25 protein-coding genes, 1 pseudogene and 1 riboswitch are annotated in these 26,916 nt (G+C 60.3%); of the genes and pseudogenes, 15 read left to right on the forward strand and 11 right to left on the reverse strand.

The annotated features are described in order from the left end of the window. Window positions 1–488: 488 nt before the first annotated feature. From ACREP4_RS12165 to ACREP4_RS12175, 3 genes are all read right to left on the reverse strand, one after another. On the reverse strand, window positions 489–797 hold the full coding sequence (locus ACREP4_RS12165; RefSeq protein ID WP_431596479.1) for a DUF3817 domain-containing protein: 309 nt from the start codon (window positions 795–797) through the stop codon (window positions 489–491). Window positions 798–925: 128 nt separating this feature from the next. Continuing rightward, window positions 926–1,855: a CorA family divalent cation transporter gene (locus tag ACREP4_RS12170; protein ID WP_431596440.1), complete on the reverse strand. Its 930-nt coding sequence runs from the start codon at window positions 1,853–1,855 to the stop codon at window positions 926–928. 70 nt (window positions 1,856–1,925) lie between these two features. Further along, window positions 1,926–2,255, reverse strand: coding sequence for a hypothetical protein (locus ACREP4_RS12175; protein WP_431596441.1), 330 nt, complete (start codon window positions 2,253–2,255; stop codon window positions 1,926–1,928). Between the two features lie 141 nt (window positions 2,256–2,396). Between ACREP4_RS12175 and ACREP4_RS12180 the strand changes: the two genes are divergently transcribed. The 3 genes from ACREP4_RS12180 to ACREP4_RS12190 all read left to right on the forward strand — a co-directional run bounded on the left by ACREP4_RS12180 (window position 2,397) and on the right by ACREP4_RS12190 (window position 3,777). After that, window positions 2,397–2,711 carry a hypothetical protein gene (locus ACREP4_RS12180; protein WP_431596442.1) on the forward strand — a complete coding sequence of 105 codons (315 nt, stop codon included), beginning with the start codon at window positions 2,397–2,399 and terminating at the stop codon, window positions 2,709–2,711. A gap of 386 nt (window positions 2,712–3,097) precedes the next feature. After that, on the forward strand, window positions 3,098–3,472 hold the full coding sequence (locus tag ACREP4_RS12185) for a BON domain-containing protein (protein ID WP_431596443.1): 375 nt from the start codon (window positions 3,098–3,100) through the stop codon (window positions 3,470–3,472). Window positions 3,473–3,555: 83 nt separating this feature from the next. Next, window positions 3,556–3,777, forward strand: coding sequence for a hypothetical protein (locus tag ACREP4_RS12190; protein WP_431596444.1), 222 nt, complete (start codon window positions 3,556–3,558; stop codon window positions 3,775–3,777). 142 nt (window positions 3,778–3,919) lie between these two features. On the opposite strand, the gene ACREP4_RS12195 is transcribed toward ACREP4_RS12190, so the two are convergent. Together ACREP4_RS12195 and ACREP4_RS12200 are read right to left on the reverse strand one after the other, a co-directional pair. Next, window positions 3,920–4,105: a hypothetical protein gene (locus ACREP4_RS12195; RefSeq protein WP_431596445.1), complete on the reverse strand. Its 186-nt coding sequence runs from the start codon at window positions 4,103–4,105 to the stop codon at window positions 3,920–3,922. 137 nt (window positions 4,106–4,242) lie between these two features. After that, window positions 4,243–4,704, reverse strand: coding sequence for a DUF2938 domain-containing protein (locus tag ACREP4_RS12200; protein ID WP_431596446.1), 462 nt, complete (start codon window positions 4,702–4,704; stop codon window positions 4,243–4,245). Window positions 4,705–4,794: 90 nt separating this feature from the next. On the opposite strand from ACREP4_RS12200, the gene ACREP4_RS12205 reads away from it, so the two are divergent. Continuing rightward, window positions 4,795–5,235, forward strand: a complete 441-nt coding sequence (locus ACREP4_RS12205) for a helix-turn-helix domain-containing protein (RefSeq protein ID WP_431596447.1) — start codon at window positions 4,795–4,797, stop codon at window positions 5,233–5,235. A 122-nt stretch (window positions 5,236–5,357) separates the two neighbouring features. Here the strand turns inward: ACREP4_RS12205 and ACREP4_RS12210 are convergent. The 5 genes and pseudogenes from ACREP4_RS12210 to ACREP4_RS12230 form a co-directional block, all read right to left on the reverse strand. Beyond that, window positions 5,358–5,504 (reverse strand): annotated as a pseudogene (locus ACREP4_RS12210) (YncE family protein); the annotation flags it as partial. Between the two features lie 27 nt (window positions 5,505–5,531). Further along, window positions 5,532–5,921 carry a hypothetical protein gene (locus ACREP4_RS12215; RefSeq protein ID WP_431596448.1) on the reverse strand — a complete coding sequence of 130 codons (390 nt, stop codon included), beginning with the start codon at window positions 5,919–5,921 and terminating at the stop codon, window positions 5,532–5,534. A 62-nt stretch (window positions 5,922–5,983) separates the two neighbouring features. Next, the gene (locus ACREP4_RS12220) at window positions 5,984–7,945 is read right to left on the reverse strand and encodes a hypothetical protein (RefSeq protein WP_431596449.1); all 1,962 of its coding nucleotides are present in this window, start codon (window positions 7,943–7,945) and stop codon (window positions 5,984–5,986) included. A 389-nt stretch (window positions 7,946–8,334) separates the two neighbouring features. Further along, the gene (locus ACREP4_RS12225) at window positions 8,335–9,429 is read right to left on the reverse strand and encodes a DNA glycosylase AlkZ-like family protein (RefSeq protein ID WP_431596450.1); all 1,095 of its coding nucleotides are present in this window, start codon (window positions 9,427–9,429) and stop codon (window positions 8,335–8,337) included. Between the two features lie 50 nt (window positions 9,430–9,479). Then, the gene (locus tag ACREP4_RS12230) at window positions 9,480–10,511 is read right to left on the reverse strand and encodes a hypothetical protein (RefSeq protein ID WP_431596451.1); all 1,032 of its coding nucleotides are present in this window, start codon (window positions 10,509–10,511) and stop codon (window positions 9,480–9,482) included. Between the two features lie 132 nt (window positions 10,512–10,643). Between ACREP4_RS12230 and ACREP4_RS12235 the strand changes: the two genes are divergently transcribed. The 9 genes from ACREP4_RS12235 (at window position 10,644) to ACREP4_RS12275 (ending at window position 22,213) form a co-directional block, all read left to right on the forward strand. Further along, complete coding sequence (locus ACREP4_RS12235) at window positions 10,644–11,780, forward strand: phosphotransferase enzyme family protein (protein ID WP_431596452.1); 1,137 nt, start codon at window positions 10,644–10,646, stop codon at window positions 11,778–11,780. Window positions 11,781–11,822: 42 nt separating this feature from the next. Continuing rightward, window positions 11,823–11,918, forward strand: a riboswitch (TPP riboswitch). A gap of 70 nt (window positions 11,919–11,988) precedes the next feature. After that, entirely contained in the window at window positions 11,989–14,160 is a 2,172-nt protein-coding gene (locus tag ACREP4_RS12240) for a TonB-dependent siderophore receptor (protein ID WP_431596453.1), read from the forward strand. Next, a complete protein-coding gene (pnuC, locus tag ACREP4_RS12245) occupies window positions 14,157–14,747 on the forward strand; it encodes a nicotinamide riboside transporter PnuC (protein ID WP_431596454.1) in 591 nt (196 codons plus the stop codon). The genes ACREP4_RS12240 and pnuC overlap by 4 nt, the downstream gene beginning before the upstream one ends. A 681-nt stretch (window positions 14,748–15,428) precedes the next feature. Then, window positions 15,429–16,679 (forward strand): DNA (cytosine-5-)-methyltransferase, encoded by a 1,251-nt coding sequence (gene dcm / locus ACREP4_RS12250; RefSeq protein ID WP_431596455.1) that lies wholly within the window; start codon window positions 15,429–15,431, stop codon window positions 16,677–16,679. 2 nt (window positions 16,680–16,681) lie between these two features. After that, window positions 16,682–17,104, forward strand: coding sequence for a very short patch repair endonuclease (locus ACREP4_RS12255; protein ID WP_431596456.1), 423 nt, complete (start codon window positions 16,682–16,684; stop codon window positions 17,102–17,104). 135 nt (window positions 17,105–17,239) lie between these two features. Next, window positions 17,240–18,574 (forward strand): type II restriction endonuclease, encoded by a 1,335-nt coding sequence (locus ACREP4_RS12260; RefSeq protein WP_431596457.1) that lies wholly within the window; start codon window positions 17,240–17,242, stop codon window positions 18,572–18,574. A gap of 207 nt (window positions 18,575–18,781) precedes the next feature. Next, window positions 18,782–20,668: a hypothetical protein gene (locus ACREP4_RS12265; protein ID WP_431596458.1), complete on the forward strand. Its 1,887-nt coding sequence runs from the start codon at window positions 18,782–18,784 to the stop codon at window positions 20,666–20,668. Beyond that, window positions 20,658–21,488, forward strand: a complete 831-nt coding sequence (locus ACREP4_RS12270; protein WP_431596459.1) for a hypothetical protein — start codon at window positions 20,658–20,660, stop codon at window positions 21,486–21,488. Before ACREP4_RS12265 ends, ACREP4_RS12270 begins: the two co-directional genes overlap by 11 nt. Beyond that, the gene (locus ACREP4_RS12275) at window positions 21,485–22,213 is read left to right on the forward strand and encodes a DUF6339 family protein (RefSeq protein ID WP_431596460.1); all 729 of its coding nucleotides are present in this window, start codon (window positions 21,485–21,487) and stop codon (window positions 22,211–22,213) included. The genes ACREP4_RS12270 and ACREP4_RS12275 overlap by 4 nt, the downstream gene beginning before the upstream one ends. Before the next feature lie 65 nt (window positions 22,214–22,278). Here ACREP4_RS12275 and aceE read toward each other — a convergent pair whose 3' ends face one another. Further along, complete coding sequence (gene aceE / locus ACREP4_RS12280; RefSeq protein WP_431596461.1) at window positions 22,279–24,966, reverse strand: pyruvate dehydrogenase (acetyl-transferring), homodimeric type; 2,688 nt, start codon at window positions 24,964–24,966, stop codon at window positions 22,279–22,281. 396 nt (window positions 24,967–25,362) lie between these two features. Here aceE and ACREP4_RS12285 point away from each other — a divergent pair, with 396 nt between their 5' ends. Both ACREP4_RS12285 and ACREP4_RS12290 read left to right on the forward strand, forming a co-directional pair. Then, window positions 25,363–25,857: a PadR family transcriptional regulator gene (locus ACREP4_RS12285; RefSeq protein WP_431596462.1), complete on the forward strand. Its 495-nt coding sequence runs from the start codon at window positions 25,363–25,365 to the stop codon at window positions 25,855–25,857. 89 nt (window positions 25,858–25,946) lie between these two features. Then, complete coding sequence (locus ACREP4_RS12290) at window positions 25,947–26,738, forward strand: siderophore-interacting protein (protein WP_431596463.1); 792 nt, start codon at window positions 25,947–25,949, stop codon at window positions 26,736–26,738. Window positions 26,739–26,916: the final 178 nt, after the last annotated feature.

Raw genomic sequence — 26,916 nt, forward strand, 5'->3', positions numbered from 1 at the left:
GTGCCATTCACTGCTTGCGTGTTGCACCGGAATTCCTTGAAGGGAGAACGTGACGTGCGGGAAAACTAGAAGATCAAACTTAAACGTGCGGCAAATGCGCTGATACCCGCTGGGTGATGTGCCGTACGCCAGGCACCGCGGGAGCCCCCTCAACCGCGCCACCCACTCCGTGGGTGTCCCGCCCCGACCAAGCGGCCGCCGCGAGCGGGCAGATTATCCACAATGGGCAAGGCCCACCGCCAGCGGGGCTTGCATTTCCCGGCCGACCGCTTCAACGCAATATCAGCGGGCCGCGCCCCACTTCAACGCGGCATTTTTGCGGCACATGCTGCTGCGTGGGGCATTCAAACGACGGCACACCATGCACAACGCTGGCTAAACCGCATATCCCACATTGCGTAGTGGAATGGTGGTTTCATCGGAAAGAACCGCGATGCCGCGCTTGTCCGGCGCGGCATCGGTGGTGTGTGACGGTGCGATCCAGCGACTCAGGGCGTGCGATCAGACAGCAGGCCGATACGGCGGAACCACACTTCCAGCGGCACCGTCACCAGCGGCGGCACCGCGGCGACCAGCGCAACCAGCATGGCCCACAACGGCCAGCGCAGCTTGATCCACGCGTACAGGCACACCACCACGTAGAACAGGAACGCCATGCCGTGCAGCGGCCCGAAGATGCGCACGCCCAGATCGGTGATCTCCAACCCACGCTTGAGCAACATGCCAATCAACAGCCCGGCCCAGGTCACGCCTTCAATCAGTGCGGCAGCGGCGAACAACTTCCCGGTGGGGGACATGGGTTTGGCAGGCATTGCGGCTCCGGTGGGTTCAAGGGATCGGGGATTCTAGGCGAAGGCTGTAAGCGCGTGGGGATGGGGTTTGCGGCGAGAAGGCAACCGCCGGCGCCGGAGCGCCCATGCCCAACTCACAACCATCCGCGCCGCTTGAACCACACCAGCGGCACCACGATGCTCAGCACGATCACCGTCAGCGCGATTCCATACCCGAAGTGCCAATGCAGCTCCGGCATCGCAGCGAAGTTCATGCCCCAGATGCCGACCAGCACCGTCGGCGGGATGCCGACCACCGAGGCCACCGCCATCACCTTCATCACTTCGTTCTGGTCCATGTTGATCAGGCCCAGCACGCTGTCGAGCAGGAATTCGTTGCGGTCTCCCAGTTGCTGCTCGAACTCACTCAACGAGGTGATGTCCTTGAGCACCAGTTTGATCCGCTTGTGCGCATCGGTGCCGAACCACTCCGGCGCGGATTCGTCCAGGTAGTTCAACATCCGCGACAAGCCGTGCACGGTGTTGTGCAGCGCGCCGATATGCCGGCCCATCACGCCCACTTCGTGCAGCATGCGTTCCAGCCGGCGTGGCGCGCGGCGGCCCTTGGGTTTGTTGAAGGCCTGCCGGGAGAATTCACTCATGCTGCTTTCCAGCGTTTCCAGCAGGTCGGCCAGGTAATCAACGATGCGCTCGATCATGCGCAGGAAAAGGTCCGCCGGACCAACGCAGGGATGCTTGCCCAGATCGCTTTCCAGCGTGGCGAACGCATCCACCGGATGCTCGCGCTGCACCACCAAGGCGTTGGGCGCGACCACAAACCCCAGTGGCGCCACCAATTGCGCGGTTTCGTATTGGAAGCGCGGCAGGTTCAGCACCAAGGCCTCGCCTTCCATGCGCACCCGGCTGCTGAACTCGATCTCACTGATGCCGGCCCGGTCGGGGATCGCGAACCCCACCTGCTGCGAAGCCTGCGCCAGCTCCTCCGGCGTGGGTTGGCACAGGTCCACCCACAAGGCGGACCGCCCGCCGGATCCTGCTTCGATAATGGGTCGGCAATGCAGCATTGGGACGTACCTTCATCAACAGCGCTGCACGCATCCTCCCTGCATCCGCGTGTGGCGTAAAGCCAGTGGCCTATTCGCTGCCGAACCGCGCGGCATACCACGCGGCATAAGGCGTGTTCTTGACCAGGTGGCGATTGAAATCCGGTGCGCCGTCGTCCCACCAGACCGGGCCGCGCTCGCCAAGCGCGCGCTTGGCGGCATCCACTGCAGCGCCGGCCCGGGCAAGACGCTCGCGATCCTCTGCCCGACGCGCCGCTCCGACTTCCCTGCGTGCGGCCATCAACTCCGCTACAAATCCCAGCCGCAGCGACTCGGGTAGATTTGGGTTGCTGCTGCGCCAAAGCCGGCCGCGCACGATCAGGTAGCGGCCATCCGGCGTTCGCAACGGGGCTTCGGTCATGGCCCGGCACTCCCGCTTTGACCGGCATCACACGCCATTGGCGACAGCCATGCCCGACGCTCTTCAATCCCCCGTGATGAGGCTTGCACAGCGCCACCGGCTTCACGCAAGCTCTGCGCTCCTTCCGCCAATAGTCCAGCCATGCAAGACAACATCATTCAGATCATCCCCGCCGACGGCTGGGTTGCAGTATTCGAAGAGCACGGTGAAGAAAGCGCGCAGACCCTGGTGTGCTTTGCGGTCGTGGAAGAAGCCGGCAAGCGCGCGGTGCGTCCGATGCTCGCCGACGGCAAGCTGATCAGCCTCGCCGACACCCTGCCCAACTTCGTCCGCGTTGAAACGCTGGAAGCGTTTGAAGGCGAAGACGAGGACGAGGACGAAGAGGAAGAAGGCGAGGACGACGAAGAGGGCGAGGAAGAAGAATACGAAGAAGAAGAGGAAGAAGAAGAGGCCTAAGCCCTTCGTTCCTCGTCTGGCAGCCGGTGCAATGCCGGCTGCCGGGTGTTCAGTCGCGGTGTTCGATACCCAGAGGGCTGGAACACAGTCGGCCTGTCGTTTCTGCTTGTCGGTGTATGCACGCGTGTCATCACGACTCTCCGCTTATGAACGCATACCAACCGTAGCCGCTGCGACGTAAGTACACGTCGAAAACCCCTTGATTCCATGCGTATTGGCTGCGAACTGTGCATTCAGCACGTCGCTTCATGTTGTGTTTTTGAACTTAACCGGGGCTTTGTTCCGTTGGCTAACACCACGGGCGCGCTGCGTTAACACTTGGCCTCTTAGGGTGAGGATGAGTTCGTTGAAGTGAACTCGCCCCATCAACAGATGGAGAACCAACCATGAAGCACCTATACGTTCGTAATCTGCTTTTCGCTGCTGCGCTGTTGCCGGCTTGTGCGCCTGTCGCGCTTGCCAGCACTGCCCATTCGCCGGCACAGGAAAGCGGCTACGAAAAATCAGCAACCACGCATTCCGAGCAACCCGGCAGCGATACCTGGATCACCACCAAGGTGAAAGCCGACCTGCTTGCCACCAAAGATGTGCCCGGCATGGAGTTGAAGGTCGAGACTGTCAATGGCGTGGTATCGCTGAGTGGCCATGTACGCACGCAGGTCGAAGCTGACCGGGCAGTTGCCGTGGCACGCAAGATTGAAGGCGTGGCCCGTGTGGACAGCTCGGGCATCACCGTTGGCCCTGGTGCCAACGGCCATTGATCCCTGCTGTCTTTCCCCATGCCCCTGGCACGCACGGCGTCGCCAGGGGCATGCATACCCAGCCAATCAACAGGCGGATATACATGGACACACTGCATTTTTTTCTCGAAGGTCCCGGCCGTGAAACCATCGCCGTCACGCCGGTCGATGCGCAGGCGTTTGGCCTGGAGCAAGCCCGCGCGGATGACGCACCACGCAGGATGATGGACGACGACGGCAATCTCGCCGATCAAACCGACAAGAGCGGCTACCGCTATCAGTTCCGGGAGCGGTTCGGCGTCTGGTCACTGATCGTGTCGGACTAGCTTCAACACTACGGCGGCGTTGGAAGCAGCACACCGTTCGCCGATCCAATCGCAACGCCAGCACCATCTGCTCGCATTCACCATGGCGACATTTCGGCACAGCAAGGCCCCATCCCGGGGCCTTGCTTACAAGACAAGCCAGCTAATGCTTGGGGTGCATCCGGTCCTTCTGCCCCGACTTTCCATCCTGCATATCCTTCTGATGACTGGGCTCGGTGCGCGATGCCTGGCGCGAAGGATTTGCCTTCTGCGCATCATCCACACCCGGACGACCCGGTCGATTCTGGTCCATCTTCTGATGCGGGTTTGGATGCTGTTTGCTGCCCATCTGCCGCCTCCAGTTCACGGCGTGTTCGCCGCACCGCCAGCCTGCGCGCAACACCCGTTAGCGCCGCGTGGCCCGATGTGCATGCCCCCCCAACAAAGCTAACCACGCAGTCGCGAAGCACTCACCCTGCGCAGCACCTACGCCATCAGCCATGCGCCGATGAACAAGCCAAGCCCGAACACCGCGTGCGTCACCACGCTCTGCGCGCGTGCGCGCCACGGCGTTGGCGTGCGCGAAGCCGCGATGCCGGCGCCAAAGGCCGGTTGAATCACGCACCACGGCACGACGACGGTGGCGATTCCAAATACCAACGGCGGCCCGACGCTGGGATGCTGCAACCAACCGTCACCAACCAATGCCAAGAACGACATCGCAAAGAAAATTCCAAGCGCGTAGTGCGCCGCCCAGCCCAGCAATCGCTCATGCGGCATCACCGCGCTGCGCTGGATGGGTGAATGCCGCCAGCGCTGCTGCGGCATATGCGCAAGCCAACGGCCGACCAGTGCATAGTCCAGCGTCGGCAGACCCGCGCGCCGCTGCAGCACGCTCCAGATGTCCATCACCCCCGTGGCCAACACGCCGATTGCAACGATTCGCATCACCCACTCAAATGTCGTCACGGCGCTTTCAACCTCGCTGGATTCCTGTTTTCATCCAGTCTGCTAGTTCAAGCCAACTTGAGGTCAAGCGTGTCCGAGCTCGATATCGGCCAGGTCAGCCGCCAATCCGGTCTGCCAGCGTCAACCTTGCGGTATTACGAGGAGCGTGGGCTTATCCGTCCCATCGGACGTAACGGCCTGCGCCGCGTCTACGAGGCAGCGGTGATGCAACGGCTGGCGCTGATCGCACTCGGCCGCGCTGCTGGTTTTTCGCTGGAGGAGATTGCCCGCATGTTCGATGCCAAAGGCAATTTCGCGGTGGATCGCCCGCAGTTGCTGCGCAAGGCCGGCGATCTGGACCAGCAGATTCTTCGCCTGCAGGCACTGCGTGACGGCCTGCGCCATGCCGCCCGCTGCACGCAGGCCGACCATCTGCAATGCCCCACCTTCCAGCGCCTGATGAACGCCGCGCTGCGCCGGCACGATCAAACGCGCACCTTGGCGCCGGCCCAAAAAAAACGGCCGAGGTAGCAACCATTGCCCCCCAACCCCATGCAGCCGATCAGGCCACAACGTTCATCGGCTGCTCGGCACTGACCTTGAAGCGCTGCTCCACCTTGACGCTGTCGGTGCCCACGGTGACCACCTCAGCCCTTGCGCTCCAGCGGAATGCGCGCCTGCACGGCGAGTGTGGTGGGATCAAGGCGCAGCACCTGCGCAGGGCCGGCGTCATCACCGAAGCCACCGGACGAGGCGACGAACACCGTATGCTGCGATGGGCTGTAAGCCAGTTTAAAAACCGGGGTCAGAGTCGAGTTTCCGCTTGCTCACCGAGCCGCTTTCCCCTGCCGCAAAGCGATGGTGTAAGCCGTCGCATAGATCGCCGTGACCGACAGCGGCACCACAATCGTGCGCACGATCTCCGGCGTGCCGGCCAACCAGTGAATGCCGGTCAACAAGGTCAACGACGACACCACCGCGACCAACGGTGGCAACCACCACCCGGCGCTCCCCGGCAGCCGTGCAGACAACGTCTCGATCATCCGCTTGAGAAACAATGTGATCAGCGCCGACAACGTGCCCTGCACCACGCCGGCAATCAGCGGATCCGGCATCGGATGCGCACGGTTGGCGAACGTCGCCCAGCCCCCCATTGCGACGAAGGCGACGCCCATATGCAGCGCGCCGCTGCGGGTGGCAGGTTGTGCTTGCTTCATTTCATTCTCGGCAAACAACGAACGTCGGCACCCGCAAGCGGTGGTGCATTCGGAATCATGGTCTACATCCCCGTTACGAAAGTGCCGCCATCGTATCGCCCCTGGAAGGCGTCAATCGGCTTGCCGGTCATGCGCTGTACTTCGGTGTTCAAGGCGGAGTATTCCGACCCGCCCCGCTTGTAGGCGTACGTACGCCCTAGCTGACGCACTGGCGCTCTGCCCGCGCCGAACACCTGCCCCTGGTGATAGCCACCGACCAGCACCGCCGCCAGATTCGCACCCGGCTCAACCGTGAGCATCCAGTTCACCGGCTCATACGCGCTCAGCACCAGGACAATGGGCTTGCTGCCGCGCCGCACGCTCACCTGCACCGATCCCGTGCGGCCCTGCGTACCCGCAACCTGCACTGCATTGCCTGCCTCATACACACCGATTGCTTCGATCATTGCGGTGCGCGCCAGATCGGCCAGCCGGCCGCTGACTGAAGGCGGCGGCGCCGCTGCAACAAGGCGCTGCCTCGCCTGCTGCGACTGCCCCTGCTTGGCCAGCAATGCGCGCAGTTCGAGCTCGGCGATTGCCGCATCCACGTCTCTACGCTCCTGCTCCGACGTCGCCCGCAGCCGGCTGAGCTCCTCCTGCATCTGCCCCTGTTGCCGGGCACGCTCCGCGCTCCTGATTGTCTCCTCCTCCTGCAACTGCTGCACCACCGCGGTGACATCCATCGGCGGCTGCGTGGGAATCTCACCCGGCACAGTGATCTTGACGCCATCAATGATGCCGTTGCGTTGCAACGATGGAATGAACACGAAACGGCGGGAGAGCAAGCCGCTTTGCTCAACCCGTGCGAGCGTGCCTTTTCCGAGTGAGTAGACGTAATTTCCGGTGGAATAGGTGCCCGGCAAGCTCAGGCTGAGCAGCAGCAGATCCGGGTCCGGCATCACCATTGCGGTGTGCACCGTCAACGGCTGCAGCGGGAGCGTGCGTAACTGACGCGATGCGATCAGCAGCTGGCGGGCATCGCTGCCCAGCATGACCGCGTAGCTGCCATCCACCGCCACCACACTCCCCGGTCGATAGCCACCGGCGTCCAGCGACTGTTCGGACACAAGACGAACCTTCCACGCACCTGCGTCCTGGTTCAATTCGATCTCGGTGATCCGCTGCCGCGAAAGCAGCACATAGCGGTGCGGCGCGCCGGCAACACGCAACACATCGCGCAGCTCTCTGCCCTCCACCGGGATCAACTGCCGCTCACCGGTACTGAAATCAAGGAACACCGGCGCGCGACGCTTACCCGACTCGCTCGTCACCTCTTCAACGAAGAGGGCGCCGACGTCGTCCAGCCAATAGAACTGCGCAGGCCGTCCCTTGAAGCTGGCCAGTATGTCGCCCGACGGCGCGTCAAGAATCTGCGTGTCTCCTTCAGCGTCTGCCGCTGCCAGCAACCTCCCGTTGGAAGAGAGCGATGCATTGCCTCCCTGCGGATCGGTCGTTTCATGCAGCACCACGCCGTTGCCGATATCAATCAGCTGTCGCTTTCCCCTCACCTGCAACAACGCTACCCCGGCGCGGCTTGCGAACAGCGCGCCCTGGATGGGATCGGTCGCCACGATCATTTCGGGAGGCGTGGCAGGAATCGGCCGCAACGCTGGCGCTGCCAGCAATAGCCCAATCCGCCGCATGCCCAGCCACTCACGAAGTGCGTCGTCACTGCGCGCGAAGCACGCCTTATCGGTCAAGGCATCGCGCACCGACGCCGCGCTCGCAAACAAGGAAGCGGAATAGCCCCCTGCACATTCGACGGCACGCGCATCCAGTTTCGCCTTGTACGCCCGCTGCAGATCGCTGCCATCGCTTCCCAAGGCCTGCATTTCCGCATCGAGTTTCTGCTTGCTTGCCAGCACCGCACTACCGGGTGGCATGGCATCGGAAATTCGTTCCTCGTTGGACTTTCCGATATTGCCGCACCCGCTCAAACCCATCGCAACCAACAGTACCGCCAAACCCTTTGAGACACGTTCCATGTCGTTCCCCGTTTGGACATCCCCTGGCCCGATGTCGCCAGCGTCGCGATCTTAATACGGCTTCCGCTTGCCCGGGCGCCGGTTCCCGCGAGGCAGCGATCCAGCCTTGATCGTCCCCTGATCCGCCCGACCTGCCAGCGCCCCGAGCGTAAGAGCGACGGGGCACCGGACTCGACGCGCCCCGACCATTCATGCATCTTGCAGGCACATTCCGCACTTGGATCTGCATGGACGCACCTTCCTCACCGGCTCCCCTCGTCACTGCGCCAGCGACATTGCCGACGCTGGCCTACAAACTGCTGCTGGCAGAGGCCAACCGACAAGATGCCGTCGAACCACAAATCAACTCACGCTGACGCTATGGCTCGCTGATCTCGCACGGGACTAGTTCACTCCGCCAACCCAAGGAAAATACGCATCCGCTCAAGCTCAGCGGCGCTCGCTTTACGGAACGCCGCATCGCGTGGCGCGTTGCCTTCCACATAGCCGAACTGTGAGTGCAGTTCGCCACCAACAACACTGAGGTTGGCCCAGCCGATCACCCGGTCATGCCACAACAGCGGCAATGCGTAGTAGCCGAGTTTGCGTTTCGGCGCTGGCGTGTACGCCTCAAAGCGATACGCCCAACCCCAGAACAATTCAAAACGGCGCCGGTCCCACACCACCGGGTCAAACGGCGTCAGCAGCCGAACCGCATCATCGGGCTGCCAGCGTGCCGCGCGTGGATTTTCATCGGCAGGCCAATACCAATCCACGCCTTCAATCCGCGCGGTGCCCAAGCGCTCGCGTGCGCGCTTGAGTGCCGCCGCGCGCAGTCCGCTCCATTGTGGAACGCCACTACGCAGATAGCCCAACAACTGACCGAGACTCGCCGCCGGCAATGGGGCGTACTTGCGAATCACGATATCGAGCAGCGCATCCAGCCGTTCGTGCGCATCGGCTTCATCAATCACCGTTGTGTCACCATCGCGCACGGCGTAAACGCGCGTTCCACCGTCGCGGCGCGCCACCCGCAGCATGCCCCGGTAGTGCATGCCATCGAGCAACTGCGTGCTGGCGTTGGACGAGCCACCAAACCAGTTCGTGGTTTTGCCATGCGCGAAGTGCGCGTCCACGTCGCGCGGATGCACCGCACCGCGCTCGGCGATGAATTCCCGCACCGCATGCGCCTGCTTCCAACGTGCCGGCGGCCACACCACGCGCGCCTCACGCGGATGCATCAACGCATGGTGTGCACGCGGCAGAAAGCCGTAGTTGACGAAGAAGTCCTCCTCCAACGCCAAACGCGGGTAACGCTGCTCCAATTCACCGGCGCGGTAGTCGACAACACGATGACGCAAGGTCAAATCCTGCGCCCGCGCCGGCGCGCGAATGGGATCAGCCTGCACAAAGCCCAGCTTGCCAATCGCCCGCATCAACGTGGTCGGCTTGAACAGCGAGCGGGTGACCGCGTAGCGGCGCAGGTGGTCGAGGGTGATTGGCATGGACGAATGATGCACCAATCCGCGCAGACCGCCCGCGCCCTTTCACTCGCTCAACGGATCCCAGCAGCCGAGCGGCAGTAGTACTCGGCCAACGCGAAGTTCAATGGATGCTGTTCAGTCAGTCCCCACTCGACCTCCAGCGCCTTGCTGCTGAAACGCAGCGCTCGATCCTTGATACCGCGCGCTTCCAGCAATGCCGGCAATTTCCTGCCCAACTCGCTACTGTCCAAGGCGTCGTCGCCTACAATGCACAGCGCCGCGCCGTCCTCCAGTGGCGCTTCGGCCATCATTTCCTCGAAGTCCTCCACGCCATCTTCGTCGTTGTCGAGCTCATCGATGCCAGCACCGCTTTCCGCTAGCCGGTACTGCATCCGATCCGAATCGAACAGCATCACCATCATCGGTGTTGTTTCGCGGGCTTTGGCTGTGCACTTCCTCGGCCATGCTTCGATCTGAACCGGCGCCAGGCTGCCGTCAGACGAGACACGGCGGACGGAAATGCCGCACACCATCATCTTGAAATCACGGACCATCTCGCCTTCGTAGTCCACGCCGGGCTCGGGCACAAACATGCCGTGCACGCCGCGCCCACGCCCGCAGCTCAAGCCCGCGCCCGCGGCGATCTGCGCCTGCAGCGCAACCGGCTGCCCCGGCACCAGCGGGAACTCGGTGTAGTACGGATTGGCCATCAGCTGGTTGCGATCTTCCATGGTGCGGGTGGTCTCGGTCTCCGCAATGCCAATCGATTCATTCGCCCGGCGCTTGCCGACCAGCGCCTTGAAGCTGAGCGACAGCGCACCGGAGCCCTCGATCTCCTCCTCGTACTCATCCTCGCAAGGCGAGTTGGTATACATCGTCAGGCCAATGCCGTTCTGCCCCAACAGACGGATGCGTGCGGGACGCTCGACAGCAGCAGGCGCCGCCGTTGGCTGGGGCGTTGGATCTTGCGCGGCCGAGACGTTGATGCCGGCGATGCCGACCAAGGCCAGCAATAGGAGGGGGGAATACATGATTTCGAACTCCATTTCGAGAAGAGGATCGCTGAAAAGCCGTGCACGGTAGCGTATCGCAGCAAACTGCATCGGCGAAGCGCGGGAAAAGTTGCGTCAGCAGCCCCATACCTCAGCTGGGCGAGGCTTCACACCACAGCCACTTTCCTTGCCCCGCCGACGCGTTACCCTGTCGCCCGCACCATTTCACCTACCGCATGTCCCATGACCACCTCCCCTCACCGCGTCCAAGGCCTCAACAACGATGAGGTGCCTGCCGATTGGCCTCCCATCAACGAGCGCGAGATCGCTTGGCTGCGTGAGCACTTCAGCGCGCTTGAAGGCGCCAGCGCTGCGCTCTGGCACAGCCCGCGTCCGATGTCGGCGGCGGCCATCGTCGAGGGGACGAATGGCAAGGTCTTCATCAAGCGTCATCACCACAGTGTTCGGAACGCTGCGAGTTTGGCCGAAGAGCATCGCTTCATCGCGCACCTTGCAGAAGCGGGTGTGCCGGTGGTTCGTGTGCTGCAGGATCGCGAGGGCGCAACCGTTGTCGAACACGAGGGTTGGACCTACGAGCTGCATGCGGTGGCCGATGGCGAGGACGTGTACCGCGATGCGCCGTCATGGACGCCGCTGACCGAGCAGGATCAGGCGCGGGAAGCTGGCCGGATGCTCGCCACGCTGCATCTGGCCTCTGCAAGCTACGTCGCGCCTCAACGCAGCACGCAGGTGCTGGTGACGCGTGATGATTTGATTCGCACTACCGATCCCATTGCGATGTTGGAACGCGACTTCACCGAGCGCCCGGCGCTGGCTGCGTATCTGTCGCACAAATCCTGGCAGCACGATTTCCAACAGGACGTACTGCCGTTGCACGCAGGTTTGGCCGAACGACTGCAGGCCGAGCCACGACTGTGGGCGCACAACGATTGGCATGTTTCCAACCTGCTCTGGCGTCGTGAGGGCGATGCGATGGTCGTCGCAAGCGTGCTCGACTTCGGCCTCGCCTCGCCGACCAGTGCGCTGTTCGATCTCGCCACCGCCATCGAACGCAACGCAGTAGCGTGGCTGGAATTGGAGCGTGGGCCGCAGGCGGTGCATGTGGATACCGCGCTCGCACTGCTCGAGGGCTACCGCCAGGTGCGGCCATTGTCTGCTGCGCAGGTGCATCTGCTGGCAGACCTGTTGCCGGTGGTACACGTCGACTTTGCCTTGTCCGAAGTCGAATATTTTCAGGGTGCCACCGGCTCGACTGCCGATGCTGACGTGGCGTATCACACGTTCCTGCTCGGCCACGCGCACTGGTTCCGCACCGCCGACGGGCAAACGCTGCTCGCGGCCCTGCACGCGGCTGCCTGAACACGAACGCGAGCAAATCCGTACCGTTTGTGATCCAATGCGGCCCTGAAGCGGGGGTGCCTGGTTGTTGCAGGCTGAGAGAGTCCCTTGGAACCTGACCCGGTTAGCACCGGCGTAGGGAGCTTTGAGCAGCAGGCACACCGCCTTCATGGGCGGTTTTGCGTGCGCGCCTTCGCTTCGTCTCCCCCTCCGGCTGATGACGAACCGAATGAACCGCTGCTACCGAATTTCGCTGTTGACTGCTGCGCTGAGCGCGGCGCTGCCGCTGCACGCCAGCACCCTTGAAGCCGAAGCCCCGGAACGCTCCACCACCGAGCTGGCCGCCGTGCGCGTGCAGGCCAAACAGCCCGGCGCCAAGGACACGCAATCCAACAGCTTCGGTGCCGGCGATTGGAAAAACACACCCGCTTCAATCACCGTGCTCGACCGCACGCTGCTCGACAGCCGCCACGTCCGCACGCTGTCCGAGCTTGCCCGCAACGATGCGTCGCTGGGCGACAGCTACGCGCCGGAAGGCTATTACCAGAACATCGCGATTCGCGGTTTCGCACTGGATACCGCCACCGGTTACCGCTTCAACGGTTTGACCATCGCCGGCGAGCAGCGCCTTGCGCTGGAGAACGTGCAGCAGGTTGAAATCCTCAAGGGTGAAGCCGGCTTGGCCGCCGGCGTGATTGCCCCGGGCGGCATCATCAATTACGTGGGCAAGCGCCCGGCGGAAGTGCGCAGCGTCAGCTTCGCCACCGATTCGGAAGGCACGCGCTATGCGGCCGTGGATGTCGGCCACTGGATCACGCCGCGCATCGGTGTGCGCTTCAACGCTGCGTGGGATGACAGTGGCTCGTATATCGACCACGCCGATGGCCGCCGCAATTTCTATTCGCTGGCCACCGATTGGTTGATCGGCGAGCGCGGCAAGCTGGAAGTGGACGCCAACTACCAGACCAGCGCGCAGCGCTCGGCATCGGGTTATCAGCTGCTGGGCGCCACCGCGCTGCCGCGCAACGTGGATCGCAAGCACATGCTCGGCTATCAAGCCTGGCAGCAGCCGGTCGGTATCGACAGCACCAACATCAGCGCACTGCACACCTACGATTTCAACAGCGCGTGGCAATCGCGCGTGTCGGGCAGCTACAGCCGCTCGGTCATCGACGACAACGTCGCCTTCGCCTATGGCTGCTATTACGCCGCCGAATGCGCCGATGGCAGCGTGCCGGGCAATTATTTCGCGCCCAACGGCGATTACGACATCTACGATTACCGCAGCCCGGACGATACGCGCCGCAATCAGCAACTGCGCGCCGAACTGCGCGGCCGTTTCAACACCGGCAGCGTCGAGCACCAACTGACGATTGGCGCGGACTATTTCGATCGCACTGTGGACAAGCGCCGCAACGTCAACGAGTACGTCGGCACCGCCAATATCCACGACAAGGAAGTGCCGCAGTTCGTGCCGTCGCCGCTGCAGCCGGGCCCGTCGGTGCGCCGTTTGGACAGCGCGCAGAAGTCGGTGTTCGTGCTCGACCGCATCCGCTTCGCTGATGATTGGCAGTGGCTGGCCGGTGGCCGCTTCGTCCGTCTGGACGAACGCGCCTTCGATAAGCGCGGCAATCCCGAACGCGCAAGCCGGCTGTCGCGCTTCCTGCCGCAGACGGCGTTGATCTGGAGCGCGACCGACGAAATCAATCTCTACGCCAGCTACGCGCAGGGCATTTCACTCGGCCAGGAAGCGCCGTTCTGGACCACCAACGAAGGCACGTTCCTGCCGGCGGTACGTTCGCGCCAGCTTGAAGTGGGCAGCAAGTACACGCCGTCGGACGCACTGACGCTGAGCGCGGCGCTGTTCCGCATCAACCAACCGTTCCAGTACGCCAAGCCCGACAACAGCGACTACGGCTACACGTTCGTGCAGCAAGGTCAGCAGAATCACATCGGCCTGGAACTGAGCGCACAAGGCCGCGTCACCGAGCACCTGAAGGTGACCGCCAGCGCCAGCACCCTGCGCGCGCGTGCACGCAACACCGGCACGCCGGCCTATGAAGGCCACCCGCTGATCAACGTGCCGACCACGCGCGCCACGCTGCACGCCGACTACCAGCTGCCGTTCGTACAAGGCCTGGGCATCACTGGCGGCTGGCGCTATGCATCATCGAACGTCGCCACCGCCGACGGCCGCGTGCGCGCACCGGGCTATAGCGTTGTGGATGCCGGCGTGCGCTTCCAGCACCAAGTGCGCGAGCACGCGGTGAACTGGAACCTGTCGGTGGACAACGTGTTCAACCGCTTCTACTGGCGCGACACCGGCAGCAGCTCCGGTGATTACTACCTGTTCCCCGGCGCACCGCGTCAGGCGCGCCTGTCGGTTACCGTCGCGCTATGAACCCGGCACTTCTGGAATGGTCGGCCGTTATCGCCAGCGCCCTCGGCGTCTGGCTGATGGCGCAGCGACGGATGCTGGCGTGGCCGGTCGGGTTGATCTCGGTCGGCCTGTACGCGCTGGTGTTCGCCGAAGCCCGGCTGTATTCGGACACGCTGCTGCAATGCGCCTTCGCTGCGTTTCTGCTCTATGGCTGGCTCAACTGGCGCAAGCAGTCGCAGGCCGAAGGCCGCATCATCATCACGCCCTTGCCCGCCCACCAATGGACGCGTGATCTGGGCATCGGCATCGCCTTCGGCATCGCCCTCGGCGCTGCCATGCACAGCTGGACCAACGCCGCCCTGCCTTGGCTGGACGCCATGCTCGCTGCACTCAGCCTGGTCGCACAGTGGTGGCAGGCCCGACGCCACACCGCCGCATGGTGGCTGTGGATCGCGGTCGATGTGGTGTATGTGGGCATGTACGCGGTGAAGTCGCTGCACGCAACGGCATGGTTGTACGTCGTCTTCCTGGGGCTGGCAGCGATGGGCCTGCGCGCGTGGAAGAAGGAAGAAAACCGGGGTCAGAGTCGAGTTTCGCCAGCTACCTGATTTCACCGAAATCGACTTTCGTGTGGGTCTTGTCGGTCTCCATACAGCGGCATCGTGACTGACAAGGCTTCACGCAACCCCAGGCGCGATGTGATCACGCCTCTGAAAAGCGCAGCTTCCACATCTGCCTACGGTCGGCCACTCGCCGGATTGGCCGTCCGCCAATACCATCGCTCACCCATGACCCGAGAACACCACACGGCGCGTCATCACCCTGTTGGTGACCACAGTTGTCATTGGATCCGCTTGAAATGATCGACATCGATCAGCAGCAAACGCGCCCTCACATCGGCGCGTTGGAAGCCGGCATCCCAGCGCCTCCATCACGCCGCAGCGGTTGAGTAGTTGCACGTGCGGCCATGCTTGGAGGGCTTCCCACGGGCGACCCAGAACCTGCCAGACGACCAGCAGCGAAAGAATGGTCGCAAGCGAGCACGTGTGGGCATAGCCGACGATCTGAAACTAGCCATCCATCATCAGCGCTGCAGTGCACTTCTCAATTCGTCAGAAGGCAGAACAGGCCGCTGGTCGGTCGCAGGATCTGCGACAAACCACGCCCAAAGTCGGGCCCTCAAACGCCCTGACCACGAAGCCTTACAGACCTCGAAGAGTTCATCTGATTTATTTCTTTTCCCACGGGAAGAAATTGGACATACTGTCCCCGTTGTTCCCGGAGATTTCATGAATACGTACCAATTGATCGACCTTTCCCTCCAACGCTTCAGCCCGAAGGAGGTCGCCCAGGCACTGGGAGTCGATCCGAAGACTGTGCGTCGCTGGCAGACCCGCGAAACCGAACCCAAACCCTATGTCGCCGAAGCAATCCGTCAGCGCCTCCTGCCTTTCGGCGAGCCGCCAGCAGGCGAAGGGAAGTTCCGCTTCATCGACCTGTTCGCCGGCATCGGCGGCATCCGTACGGCTTTCGATAAGCAGGGCGGCCGTTGCGTGTTCACCAGCGAGTGGGACCCTTACGCGGTAAAGACCTATCGAGCAAATTTCCATGATGGAGAGGGCCATGTGTTCGCCTCCGACATCACGAAAGTCCACGAAAGCGACGTTCCGGACCACGACGTGCTGCTCGCAGGATTCCCCTGCCAGCCGTTCTCCATTGCGGGTGTTTCGAAGAAAAACGCACTGGGGCGCCCCCACGGGTTTTCAGACAAGACCCAAGGAACGCTCTTCTTCGACGTCGCCCGCATCATTGCCGAGAAGAAACCGCGCGCGTTCCTGCTGGAGAACGTCAAGAACCTGATGAGCCACGACAAGGGCCGCACGTTCTCCACCATCATCGATGTGTTGCAGAACGAGCTTGGTTATCACGTGCATCACAAAGTGATCAACGGCAAGCACTTCGGCCCGCAGCACCGCGAGCGCATCATCATCGTCGGGTTCCGCGAGAAGGTAGCGTTCACATGGGAGGATCTTGAACTTCCGGACTATGGCATCGCTCCCAAGATGGGCTCGGTGATGCACCGCGAGGACGGCTCTGAGCCCGCCGACGCCCCTTACGTCAGTGGCCCCAAGGGCAAGATCCTGGAGAAGTACACGCTGTCTGACAAACTCTGGGAATACCTGCAGAACTATGCGGCGAAGCACAGAGACAAGGGCAACGGCTTCGGCTTCGGTCTGGTGACCCGCGAAACCACCTGCCGCACGCTGTCTGCCCGTTACTACAAGGACGGCTCGGAAATCTTGATCTCGCAGGGATCGAAGAAGAATCCCCGCCGCCTGACGCCGCGTGAATGCGCGCGTCTCATGGGCTTCGATGACAACTTCCGCATCCCAGTGTCCGATACCCGTGCTTACAAGCAGTTCGGCAATTCGGTGGTGGTTCCGGTGATCAGCGAGGTTGCGCGGATCATGGTTCCCCACCTCCTGCAGGCGTCTGCTTCCGAGCCGGCAAAGCCGGCGAAGAAGAAGGCCAAGGCCTGAACTTGGTTGACAGTCTTACCCCGGCGCAACGATCCGCACAGATGTCGCGGATCCGTGGCTCGAACACCAAACTGGAGGTCCTTGTACGCAAGGGCCTCCATGCGAGGGGATTCCGCTACCGCTTGGGCGGAGCTGGATTGCCTGGGCGACCGGATATCGTGCTGCCGAAATACCGGACCGTCGTCTTTGTCCATGGATGCTTCTGGCATGGTCACGATTGCCCGTTGTACCGTTTGCCCAAGACAAGACCGGAGTTCTGGCAGGCGAAGATTCTGAGTAACCGAGCTCGCGATGCACGGGTGAAAGCTGAGCTGCAGATCATGGGCTGGAAAGTCATCGAGACATGGGAGTGTTCCCTTCGCGACACACACCAACGTGAGCAGAATTACTTCTTCGATGCACTCGCCGTGAGCATCAAAACCTGAATTATCTAAACCCTGCCTCCTCGCATGATCAGCACCACAAAGCATGCCCCGCTCCCGTCAATCGGGCCCCCCGCATGCCCACTACCTACAACGAACTCGTACCAACGAAATCTTCAAAGGACCGGAAATATCGCCATGGAAATGCATCTCGAATGGAACGAAATTTCAACTTGGCTAAAGCGCAGCGAACAAATTTTCATAAAGAAGCTTTCGCGCAATGACTGCGGTTGGGCAGATAGCGCAAAGAATGGCCACCAAAATGGCTTCCTTATTCCACGACTCATCGCGGAATCGAATTTCTTCCCTGCACTGAAGAATTCGAATCCCGAAAAGCCTCACATCTACGACGTTGAATATTCTACTTTCTGGCCAGCTTCCAGCGAGATAAAGATTTCTACAATCAAATATTTTTCCTTACGCAACCCTGAGAACAAGGACAAGGCAAAGCCTAGGTACGAGTGGCAACACACAGGAGTGCCGAAGGAACACTTCCAGAAATTATCGCCTGCATCGCTGCTTCTCGTTGGAAAGCTAAAACAGCCACTTTCGGGTGCAAGTCATTGGTTCATTGTCATCGACTCCGAATCTGAAGAAGCCTCGATAATTGAAACATATTTTAATCTAGATGCTGACTTCCATTTTGATCTCTTCGACCCTTCGATGGTGGATGCTCGAGATCCCTTTGCAGATCAGCTTGTTGATGAGCTGGCACAAGCAATTAGAGATGGTTCTCTGGAAACCTATATAAAGAGGCAAGCGATCCCCTCACCGCGTACGCTGGCAACGCAAGCACAAGCCGTATGGCTTGATGAGAACACTTCCGATGAGTTGAATCCATTCGACATCAAGCGACCTGGCGATGCGGTCATGCGCATCAGCCGTGATATCGAGTATGCGATTTTCAAACGAGCCGAAATCCGTTTCCGAGCCGCCCAAGTCGCTCGCATTCTGCTTCATGGTGGCAGTGATCCCTTGAGTAATCTGGTCCGGGGCTTCCCAGAACTGGACTCTATCTTTCTAAGTGCCGCCCAGACTCGAAAAAGCAGGGCGGGACTCTCGTTCGAGTACCACGTGGAACGGCTGTTCAAGGACGGACGGATCCGCCATGAGGCACAGGCTATTCTGGGTGGCCGGCGACCCGACTTCGTACTTCCCAGCGTTGCAACACTCAACTCAAAAACTGAAACAGTCATCGTCTCACTGAAAACCACGCTCCGCGAACGCTGGAAGCAACTTGCCTTGGAAAAATCGTTTGGACAGATTTTTCTCGCAACGGTCGACGACCGTGTCTCTGGAGAGGCCATCGACGAGATGGGGCGAAATTCGATTGCACTTGTCGTACCTGAGTCCCTCAAGAAGGCAAAGGAATCTGCCTATGACGGCTATGAGAACGTCATCACATTCCGTCAATTCTTTGATTCCGAGGTAAAGGAGAGGCGTCCGTCACTTCTTCTATCATTGGAGAAATGACGATCCTACCGTTACTTGCCCAGTGACGTCTAAGAATGCCTGGAATACGTTTACGTGCAGGCGACAAGATTACAAGAAAATCCCATTCCTTAGGTCAGCTAATTCGAGGGTATTACCTCATCACTCTCACTATCTAACAAGATATCTCTGTTTGAGATTCGCCGCTGCGACTGTTCTAATTGAAAAAATTTCGAGAAGGGGGAACGCATGGAGAAGTGGAAATTTTTGCCCAATCCAGGCAGAGAAGACGAAGGTCTTAGCCACGCAGGAATAGAAACGTTTAAGGGATCGCCTTATCCAGGTATCGCACGCGAGTGTTCTCAGAACAGCCTAGATGCAGCGGCGCGTTTGCCGGATGGGTCCTCTAAGCCCGTACATCTCATTTTTAGACTCCTATCGGTCCCCGCGTCGGAAATTCCGGGCCTGCCAGAGCTAAAAGATACGCTCAGTACCTGCCTGAGTCAGTGGAAGGACCAGAAGAAGGAAAGGGAGTTCTTTCAGCGAGCTATAGAAGTCGCTAGTAAACCAAAAATTCCTGTCTTGTCCGTCGAAGACTACGGAACAACCGGCTTGGTCGGCCCTCCAGTCAAAGGCAAAGCATTTCACGCACTGGTCAAGTCTTCTGGAGTAAGCCAAAAACCAGATGCGGACGCAAGCGGCTCGTTTGGCATTGGAAAGAATGCCGCATTTGCTATATCGCGCCTTCGCACCGTGTTCTACTCAACCATCTACACTGAAGAAAGCAGACCTACGCACTTAGCTCAAGGCAAGAGCATTCTTGTTTCTCACGAGCATAAGGATAGTCCCGTTCGCTCGACCGGATACTGGGGGAAAAATGATTACATGCCGATCGAGGACGCAACCATTCTCCCGCAGTGGCTTCGCCGAACTGAAACAGGTACAACGGTTGCCAGCGTCGGCTTCGCAGATGAGAAGAACTGGCATTGGTTGATAGTCGAATCACTAATCCGAAATTTTTTCTCTGCCATTAACAGTAAATCCATTCGATTCACAGTCTATTGGTCTGAGAAAGAAGCAATCGAGATTGATGCAGGCACAATCGAAGACCTCTTTGCTCGGCAAGAGGTCATTGATGCCGCTGAGAGCACGGGCACAACGGAAAATCTTAATTTTAGTGCGGCGATGCTTGCAGCTCTGAGATCACCTGATTCAGAAATAGTGCTCGAGTCTTTCCACAACCTCGGTACTTTTCGGCTAACAACGCTCCAGAAAGAAGGTCTTCCTCGACGGGTCGGCATTCTGCGCAACGGAATGTACATTGCCGACAATCTCCATCACTTTAATCATCCAATGGCTCGCTTCCCCATGTCCAGGGACTTTGTTGCCATCTTGGAACCAAATGATAGAGATACGAGCGTCCTCATGCGGGACATGGAGAACCCCAAGCATGATGAGATATCGGCTGAACGCCTCGACGATCCGGTGCTGCGCGAGAAGCTTAAGACAGCTATGAAGAAAGTCGGATCTTGGATTAGGAGCACAATACGAGCTGCAACTACCAAGCCCGCGGACGCAGACATCCTGTTGGACGAGATGAATCGATTTTTCTCTAGGCCGAATTCCGGAAATTCCATAGCGGATCCCACTAATAAGAACGATGATCCGGAGCGACCGAAGATCACTGCAGTCTCGCACCCCACGAAACCCTTGGTTGGAACCGGAGACCATGGCGAATCCGGATCGTCTGGGGGAATAAAGAAGTCCAAAACGAGCGGTGGAAAGACTTCTGGCGGACGGCTGGGATCGGGACGAGGGGCAGTTGGTGGGCGCGGCGGAAAGAGCATTTCTTATGTCGGGCTCCGCAACTCACTATCGGAGGAAGATACCAGACGAAATATTGCGTTTACTCCGGAAGCAACGGCGACGGTTGCCTTGGAGATCTCTGCAATTGGGGTTTCTAGCGATGAAAATCTTGCGATCCGCTCTCTCAACGGCAACCTTTGCTCGAAGCGCCCTGTGATAAAAGTGACGCAAGGCCAACGAATAAATCTTGAGGTCCAATTCGACACCCCATATCTCGGGCCGATAGGCATTACTTTAGCCGCGGTCAAGGAGGATGAGAATGCGAATTAAATCTTCCACAAGTTTCCCACACCCAATTCTGTGCCAAGACACAGGCGATTACGGAAGCAAAGTTTTCCAGATAAATCTGGAAATGCAAGAAGATCCAGAATCAGGCCACGCAGTACTGGAAGGCAGCATGATGCTTGACGACCAGTCAATCCAAGAACTTCTCGAATCTGGGCATGCGCTTTCTGGCCTGATGATAACTTGTCTGGACACGTATCTGGACAGATTTCAGCCCTGTGCGCTCGGCAATGTACATATAGATCTATCGGGCGGAATTGTGCGGGGTCCAATTTACATCAGAGGTACCGTGGTCGCTTCAAAGAACGACTCGCCTTTGAATTCAAAATGGATTGATTCAGAATTTCCACGACAAGCAAGAGTCGTACATTCGGGCGACCTACTTGCACTCACCGATGAGCTGAGATTTGAGGCCGGCCTAGATAAACTTGCACCGTTGGAATCGATTTTCCATCTCAAACTGCATGAAGACGTACCCGAGGGTGTTTTCAAAGTCGACCTAGAGAGCGAATCCATAGACATCCTAGTCGCTCCAAAACTGCATTCGTTTTTGAGCCTTCTGCGCGAACAAGAAATGAAAGAAACACTTCTTTCGGCATTATTTCTTCCTGCAGTCATGGCGGTTCTTGATGCAATGCGCGAGGACGATGCACATACTGACAAGCGTTGGCACAGCGTCATGACTGCCCGTTGCGGCGCTGAAGGCATCGATTTAAGGCACGATGACATTGTCGATGCGAGCCAGAAACTTCTCGACTCCCCCCTCGGTTCGCTGAAAAGAATTTTCGAGAAGGTGTCTACATGAGCAAACTTCTTTATGTCGGCCAGCAAGTTGCGGATGATTTGAAGAACAACATCACCCAAAACCTTTGTCGCTATAGAGATGGCGATTTTCTTGACTTGGAAGCTGCCGGTGATTGGCGCATACCTCTGTCTTTTGACGCCGAATTAAAGGGACTAGAAGAGCTTAAGCCCGAGGGGGGACCTAATAGCGAGATTCAGAACTCCATCTTGGTCGGACATGCTCTGAAGGCTTTGACTCCCACCCTTGCAAGGGAGAATCGCATATGGATCCGACTTAGCCACATTGAGTGTTTGAAATACTCCAGAAAGCGCTGGCTTCATACTGACAAGGATGACGAAACGCTCATAAAAGAAGCCTCAAAACACTTCTTCGCTCCAACCCTTGCAGGCTGCCGCGACGATCATTCCATCTCACGCCTCTGGTGGAATTATCACATCGCCGAGCAAATCATGCCGGATAACCCTGCGCGAGCCCTTAAAAAGATACTTGCGCTGGCAGACATCAGGCAAGCCCTTATTGAGCGTTCCGGTATTGGATCCCGCCCAACACTTGGAAGAGGGATTATCCGACTCCTAGAAAAGGAAGACAGACTCGCCGAAGGAAAGCTATTCGGCCGATTCATGAAGATAGTTAATCTATCTGGGGCTGGCACTGTCTTTGAAGTATGGGACGAAGATCAGGTTGACCAATTCATGGCTCGATGCCTCGACCGAGCTGAACGTTAACTAAGTAGACAGATAGTAAAAGAGGCGGCCAGTTGGCCGCCTCTTTTGCGCAACCGAGAATAGGATCAAACCCCAACAGGATTAGCCTTCTCCGGATCAATCCCATACTGCTTGATCGCCCGGGCAACATCCTTCGCCGTCATCTTCCCGTCCTTCGCCAGCGCAGCAATTGCCGCATGCGCGATGTAATAACGGTCAACCTCGAAGAAGCGACGCAGGTTCGCACGCGTATCCGAGCGGCCGAAGCCATCGGTGCCGAGCACGGAGTACGTCGCCGGTACGAATGCACGCACCTGGTCGGCATAGGCACGCACGTAATCCGTGGCGGCGATGACCGGGCCCTGCTGGCCTTCCAGCAACTGGGTGACGTACGGCTTGCGCTGTTCGGCTTCCGGGTGCAGGCGGTTCCAGCGCTCGGCATCGAAACCATCGCGACGCAGTTCGTTGAAGCTCGGGCAGCTCCAGATGTCGGCGGTGACGCCGAAATCCTTGTTCAGCAGTTCGGCCGCTGCAATGGCCTCGCGCAGGATGGTGCCGCTGCCCATCAGCTGCACGCGCAGTTCGCCCTTCTTCGGCTTGCCGGCGTCGGTGAGCAGGTACATGCCCTTGATGATGCTTTCCGCTGCGCCCGCCGGCATGGCCGGATGAGCGTAGTTTTCGTTCATCAGGGTGATGTAGTAGTACTCGTCGATCTGGTCTTCCATCATGGCCTTGGTGCCGTGCTGGAGGATCACCGTCACTTCGTAACCGAAGGTCGGGTCGTAGCTGCGCACGTTCGGGATGCCGCCAGCAACGATGTGGCTGAAGCCGTCTTCGTGCTGCAGGCCTTCGCCGTTGAGCGTGGTGCGGCCGGCGGTGCCGCCGAGCAGGAAGCCACGGGTACGCATGTCCGCCGCCTGCCAGGCAAGGTCGCCCACGCGCTGGAAGCCGAACATCGAGTAGTAGATGTAGAACGGCAGCATCGGCACGTTGCTGACCGAGTAGCTGGTGCCGGCGGCCATCCACGATGCAATCGCACCTGGCTCGCTGATGCCCTGCTGCAGCACCTGGCCGCTCTGGTCTTCGCGGTAGTACATGAGCTGGTCGGCATCGACCGGCTTGTACTTCTGGCCGTACGGCGCGTAGATGCCGATCTGGCGGAACAGGCCTTCCATGCCGAAGGTGCGCGCTTCGTCAGCGACGATCGGCACCAGGCGCGGGCCCAGTTCCTTGTCACGCAGGCTGATGTTCAGCGTCTGCACGAAGGCCATGGTGGTGGAGTACGTGCGCTCGCCCGATTCCTTGAGCAGGCGCTCGTAGGTTTCCAGCTTCGGTGCGATGAAGGACTTGTCGGCCTTCTGGCGACGCTGCGGCAGGTAGCCGCCCAGCGCGGCGCGACGCTCCTGCAGGTACTTCACTTCCGGCGAATCCGGGCCCGGGTGGTAGAACGGCACCTGGCCGTCCTTGAGCTGCTCGTCGGTCACCGGAATGTTGAAACGGTCGCGGAAATGCTTGACCGATTCGTCGTCCAGCTTCTTGGTCTGGTGGGTCGGGTTGAGCGACTCACCGGCGCTGCCCATGCCGTAACCCTTGACCGTCTTGGCCAGGATCACGGTCGGCATGCCCTTGGTGTTCACGGCCTGGTGATAGGCGGCGTACACCTTGTGCGGATCGTGACCACCACGGTTCAAGCGCCAGATGTCGTCGTCGGACAGGCCGGCGACCATGGCGGCGGTTTCCGGGTACTTGCCGAAGAAATGCTCGCGCGTATACGCGCCGCCGAAGGCCTTGCAGTTCTGGTATTCGCCGTCGACGGTTTCCATCATCAGCTTCTTCAGGACGCCGTTGGTGTCCTTGGCCAGCAGGGCATCCCAGTAACCGCCCCACAGCAGCTTGATGACATTCCAGCCGCCGCCACGGAACACGCCTTCCAGTTCCTGGATGATCTTGCCGTTGCCACGCACCGGGCCGTCGAGGCGCTGCAGGTTGCAGTTGACCACGAAGATCAGGTTGTCCAGGCCTTCGCGGCCGGCCAGGGCAATCGCGCCGAGGGTTTCCGGCTCGTCGGATTCACCGTCGCCGATGAAGCACCACACCTTGCGGTCGGACTTCTCGATCAGGCCACGGTGCTCCAGGTACTTCAGGAACTGCGCCTGGTAGATGGCGGCCAGCGGGCCCAGGCCCATCGACACGGTCGGGGTCTGCCAGTAATCGGGCATCAGCCACGGATGCGGGTACGACGACAGACCGCCGCCATCCACTTCCATGCGGAACTTGTCCAGCTGCTGCTCGTCGATGCGGCCTTCCAGGAAGGAACGCGCATAGATACCCGGGGCGCTGTGGCCCTGGATGAAGAGCAGATCGCCCGGATGGTTGTCGCTCGGCGCGCGCCAGAAGTGGTTGAAGCCCACGTCATACAGCGTTGCGCCCGAGGCGAAGGAGGCAATGTGGCCACCCAGGTCGCCCGGCTTGCGGTTGGCGCGCACCACGGTGGCCATCGCGTTCCAGCGGATGATGGAGCGGATGCGCCACTCCAGCTCAGCGTTGCCCGGGCTCTTGGCCTCGAGCTGCGGCTCGATGGTGTTGACGTATTCGGTGGTGGGAGAGAACGGCAGGAACGCGCCCGAACGACGGGTCAGTTCAACCATGCCTTCCAACAACTGATGCGCGCGCTCGGGGCCCTCGACATCGATAACGGCCTTCAACGACTCGATCCACTCCTGGGTTTCCAGGGGGTTCGTGTCGTTGTTAAGCATCTCGTTCAACCAGTTCATCAGAGCTCCCAGTTACTGCGCGCACGCGCGCGCTTGTTCGTTATTTTGAGCTGCAAAGTGTAGCGCACCCGGCCCCTTGCCAAGCTGGCTACGGATGCGTATGGCTGTCCAAAAGCCAGTGTCCGCAAGACAGCTGACGACAGCCCGGCGGCGGGTGATCGGACACGCTGGGACAGCGCCGCATCGCGCTTGTTGCTTGATACAGGCACTGAAGCTGCCAGCGGCCCGGGTCAAGGCGGTGACAGTGGAGTCATGTTGCAGCGCAACATTCATCAGGCAACAGGCCGCAGACGGCTGGCAGAACGCTCTGTTTGCTGGTCAGTGGCGTGCGGCGATTGCTGTCGTCGAGTTTTCGATATATCGTTTTCGTCAATTCGATATATCGAAATCGCCACCATGACCGCTACCGAACCCCGCCGTCGCACCTCTCCCCGCCCGCTGGGCCGCGGCGACCTGCGGCTGTTGCTGCTGTCGCGGATCGGCCAAGGGCCGCACCACGGCTATGAGCTGATCCAGCAGATCAGCGAAATGTTCGTGCGTGTGTACACGCCCAGCGCCGGCTCGGTGTATCCGCTGCTGGCTGATTTCGAGAACCAGCGCTGGGTGCGCGCCGAGGAAGACGGCGGCCGCAAGCGTTACCACATCACCAGCTTGGGCCAGGCGCAGTTGAAGCAGCGCGCCAGCGAGGTGGAGGACGCGCTGTTGCGCGCCCGTCACAGCGCGCGCGTGATCACCCGCGCCAACATGCCGCCCGCGCTGCGCGAAGCGATGCATGACTTCACCCATTCGGTGATCGCCCGCCAAGGCCGTTGGCAGAACGCCGACATCGAGCGCATCACTACGCTGCTGGAACAAGCCACCGCGCTGGTGCAGCACGTTCCGCAGGAATGAATCCCCATCTTGATCCCCACGACCCCGCCAGAGCGATCCAGCCAGGTCACCCCGGCCCACGCCGTCTTTGACCACACAGGTACTGCCCCATGTCACTGCACGAAACCCAATTGATCCGCCTGACGCCCCGCTTCCGTCAGTTGCAGGTGCTGCACAGCGAGCGCCTGACCCCGAACATGCAGCGCATCGTGGTGGGCGGCGACGCGCTGGAAGGCTTCGACAGCCGCTCGCCGGACGACCACGTCAAGCTGTTTTTCCCGAATAGCGAAGGCACCTTCGTGTTGCCGGAGCTGACCGAACAAGGCCCGCGTTATCCGGAAGGCCAGCCGCCCTCGCCGGCCCGCGATTACACCCCGCGCCACTACGACGCCGCTGCCAACACGCTGGTGCTGGATTTCGTGCTGCACGGCGATGGCCCGGCAACGACCTGGGCGGCCAATGCGGACGTCGGCGATGAACTGGTGGTGGCCGGACCGCGCGGCTCGCATGTGGTGGCCGATGATTTCGACACCTATGTGCTGATTGGCGATGAAACCGCGCTGCCGGCGATCGCACGCCGTTTGGCCGAGCTGCCGGAAAGCGCGATGGCCGAAGTGTTCATCGAGATCCCCGAAGAAGGCGACCGCCAACCACTGGACAGCGCGGCACAGGTAACGGTGTCCTGGTTCGAGCGCAATGGTTTCGATGCCGCCAGCAGCACCTTGCTGGAAGATGCGCTGGTGGACTTCGAGCAGCCCGATGGCGATACGCATTACTGGATTGCCACCGAATCACGCCGCGCACGGATGATGCGCAAGTTCATCGAAGGCCACCTGCAGGTGCCGAAGGAATGGATCCGTTCGACCGGTTATTGGAAGGCGCATCCGGACGAGATGGAGTGAGGCTCCCTTCTTTCCTTGGGAGAAGGTGTCCGAAGCGCGGATGAGGGTGCAGGCGAAGCGCTTGCATGATTGATTGCAAGTATCACGCCCGACCCTCTCCCCAACCCCTCTCCCGGTGGGAGAGGGGCTTCAAGCGCTAGGAGTCCGCGCCACGGCTATTGGAAGCTGCATCCCGGCG

It is taken from the genome of Stenotrophomonas sp. (assembly GCF_050737575.1).
GTDB lineage: Bacteria > Pseudomonadota > Gammaproteobacteria > Xanthomonadales > Xanthomonadaceae > Stenotrophomonas.